Genomic DNA, 3,441 nt, shown 5'->3' with positions numbered 1-3,441 from the left:
CAGCAGCATGAAGCAACCTGTACCATAGGTATTTTGGCTTCACCTACCTGAAAACAAGTTTGTCCAATTAATGCGGCTTGTTGATCACCTAAGTCAGCCGCAATGGGAACTCCTGCCAAAATACCCGTAGCCTTGCCATAAATAGCCGATGAAGGGCGAATTTCTGGCAACATTTGCCAGGGAATACCCATAATTTCTAAAATTTCCGGTTCCCAGTCCAGAGAATTCAAATTCATCAGCAAAGTTCGACTGGCATTGGTAACATCAGTAATATGCAAACCGCCTTCTGTACCACCTGTTAAATGCCAAATCAAAAAGGTGTCAATTGTGCCAAAAAGAGCATTACCATTTTCGGCTGCGGCTTTTAATCCTGGTATGTTTTCCAGTAACAACTTAATTTTGGGGGCGCTGAAATAGGTAGCCAGTGGTAAACCTGTTGTGGCGCGAAAACGGTCTATCCCACCATCTGCGGCAAGTTGATTACAGATGTAGTCAGTTCTGGTATCTTGCCAGACAATGGCGTTATAGTAAGGTTCGCCTGTTTGCTTATCCCAAACTACTACTGTTTCCCGCTGATTCGTAATGCCAATTGCTGTTATCTCAGCAACAGTAATATTACTCTGCTCCAAGGCATCTTTAATTACAGTTTGAGTAGATGACCAGATTTCCTTGGGGTCGTGTTCTACCCAACCTGGTTGGGGGTAAATCTGCTGATGTTCTTTTTGGGCATAGCTGACAATTTTACCCTGCTTGTCAAAGATGATGAAGCGGGTGCTGGTAGTTCCTTGGTCAATTGCAGCGACGTATTTAGTCATGGGTTTATGTTGCTTGGCTATGCACTGATAAATAATATCAAAGTTCCCAATCTTGAAGTTGTGGAATTTGGCTATGCTTGGGTTGCATTTTACTATCAGTTAACAGCTTATTCCAACCCACTTGACCAGGAGAAACTCGTTTGGCCTGTGGTAGTTCAGCCAATATCTCAGATACCAAGTCCTCATTCTCATTATCTTTAACCGCGATGATCACTGTATCAAGTGAGCGTAAAAATTCTAAAGGTATTTGAGAGCGATTTCCTGGGGCAGTTTGCAAAATATTATCAACACTGGACAAAGTGCGATTGTCTGCGGTAGTGTGCAAAGTGCTATCACGGAGCGTGTACCTTGCACTCAGCACTCCGTAGGAATCGCCTCTGGTACTACTCGAAGCGCAATCGGCACTACTTTCAGAGCGATCGCTCGGCGCTGCTGCAAATATTTCGTTTGTGGCATTGTACTCTCTCTCCATGCCCATACTCCAATACAATGTCGGTTGCCGCTTTCTTTTGTCAACAGTTGATTCTAAGGCAATAACAGAAAGAACTTCGATGGGGTCACTGAGTAACACTGCTCTTGTGACTGTGGTATCCGTAGCAATCCAAAAACCACCGTTTTTCGTAGGTTCAGAGTTGAGAGGAATAGCAGTGAAGTCACCTGTTGGTTCTAGCTGCTTGGCTTGAGTGGGAATATCATCAAGTGTGCGTTCTACAAATACTGGTTGACCTGTTTTACTGGGATATAGCCAACCTTTTTGATACAGTTCTGTGAGCAGAGAATTGGGTAAATTGTACTGCTGGTGTAAATTTAGCCGTATTTGTTCCCAGTTTGCGGGTTCTGGTGTAGGTAAAGAATTTGGTTGCCTGATAGGTGGTGTTGAATGGTCAACTGTTTGTGCTGTTAGTCGTTGGATACGCTCATCATCTTGTTTTGCTCCCACTGTTGATGTTGAATGGTCAACAGTTTGTTGGATTTGAAGATGTTTGTCATTGTGTTTTTGAGCAACTGTTGGTTTTGAATTTTCAACAGGTTGCCCGATTTCAATGTGTTTCTTATCCAGTGGTGAAGAAACTTTTATTGTGCTATTTTCAACATTTGCCTCAATTTGAATGCGTTGCTCGTCCTGGTTTGGTTGATTGGATGTAACATTTTCAATATTTCGCTCTGTCAGTTTTTGGATGAGTTGATCATCCCGCTTAGGAATATAGCTGACACCTATATGTTTTTGTAAACCGGGAAAAGTATATGCTTTACCAAGATGCATCCCACTGAAAGCCACGCCATCAAGTTGGTAACTAATGCCTTTGACTTTGCCTGTGCGAGTGTAACCAACGCAGACATTAATACCTTGTTGTTGCGATCGCTTGATAAACTCTGGCATAGTTAGGTGGTCATGGGTTGCTGCATCGAGCGATGGCAACGCCCGCCGTAGGCATCGCTGAAGTCTCACCCTAACACTTTCCTCTCCAGTTCTAGCAAGTTGTCTGCGTTCACCAGTAGTAGGACTGCTGTTTTCCTTTCTCTTACTTGATTCTACTGTTTGCAAATTGTATTCTTTTTCTAACTTGCGAATCACTGCTTCACTTCTGGGATAGTCCCAGCTATCGGAAACTGTAGTTCCATCTAAACGAATGCGATTGGCAACAATATGTGCATGATCATGAGTCCGGTCAGTGTGTCGCACTACGATATATTGGTTCATAGTAAAACCCATTGCTTGCAGATATTTCTGGGCGATTTCATGCCAAGTGTCATCATCTAAACTCTCATTGTGGGGCAAGCTGAGAGAAGCATGATAAACATTTCTAGTAACTTTTGGGTTAATGCGTGTAGAAAATTGCAACTCAGCAGCTAATGAACGTGGGGTTGTTTCGTCCATGTTGCCACCAATTTGTCTTGCTCCTTCCTTGCCAAAAAGGTATTTGAGCAATTTGATAAAACTTTTACCTTTAACCTGTTTACCAATCAATTTTCCTCGTTTTGTAAATCGGTAATTAAATCAACTTCCGTAATTTCTCACCGCACCTGTTTTACCAAATCAATCTTCCTCGTCTTGTAAATCAGTGATTAAATCAACTTCCGTAATTTCTCGCCGCACCTGTTTTACCAAATCAATCTTCCTCGTCTTGTAAATCAGTGATTAAATCAACTTCTGTAATCTCTCGCCGCACTTGTTTTACCAAATCTCTTACCTGTTCCAACAATCCTCTATCAACAACCACTGGCTCACCCATGAGTACCGATGTATTAATGGCTTTAGCTATTTGGTTGAGGTTATTGCCTATTTTCCCCAACTCCCAGTAAGTTTGACCTGCCACTTTGGTGACACGCCTGGGCAATCTATTTTTGATAGTCTTAGCACGGAATAACTCTGCCATCGTTAAGCTATTTTCTGCTGCCATTTGTCGCACCTGTTCTTTCTCTTGCGGTGTGAGGCAGATATGAAATCTAATTGTGCGCTCTTTTTGAGGCATGGCTTAATTCATTGCAAAGATTATGTTTTATTTCCAGTTTGAAATATTTAAGTAAATTAGTCATTAACCAAATGGCTATTTTCGATTTGAATTTCACATCCAGCATTGAAAGTGAATACAAGTCCTATGAGTTTTTGATTTTTTTTCGTATA

Annotated in this window: 3 protein-coding genes; all 3 read right to left on the bottom strand. The window is 41.9% G+C overall.

The genetic code is table 11. The features are described 5' to 3' along the window. The coding region (locus FJR38_RS28830) for an FGGY family carbohydrate kinase (RefSeq protein WP_254449560.1) at positions 1 to 815 on the bottom strand (815 nt) is incomplete at its 3' end. Positions 816 to 852: 37 nt separating this feature from the next. Then, the gene (locus tag FJR38_RS25350; RefSeq protein ID WP_168540164.1) at positions 853 to 2,784 is read right to left on the bottom strand and encodes a relaxase/mobilization nuclease domain-containing protein; all 1,932 of its coding nucleotides are present in this window, start codon (positions 2,782 to 2,784) and stop codon (positions 853 to 855) included. A gap of 142 nt (positions 2,785 to 2,926) precedes the next feature. Continuing rightward, positions 2,927 to 3,289: a plasmid mobilization relaxosome protein MobC gene (gene mobC / locus FJR38_RS25345; protein ID WP_168540162.1), complete on the bottom strand. Its 363-nt coding sequence runs from the start codon at positions 3,287 to 3,289 to the stop codon at positions 2,927 to 2,929. Between the last annotated feature and the right edge of the window lie 152 nt (positions 3,290 to 3,441).

Origin of the sequence: Anabaena sp. UHCC 0253 (assembly GCF_009712085.1) — a bacterium.
GTDB lineage: Bacteria > Cyanobacteriota > Cyanobacteriia > Cyanobacteriales > Nostocaceae > Dolichospermum.
Note: the sequence above shows the minus strand (reverse complement) of the source record. Positions and strands in the feature narration are given on the sequence as shown.

What these genes read in the sequence shown, in the direction of transcription:
- mobC (WP_168540162.1), bottom strand. Translation starts at nt 3,289, where the DNA reads ATGCCTCAAAAAGAGCGCACAATTAGATTTCATATCTGCCTCACACCG.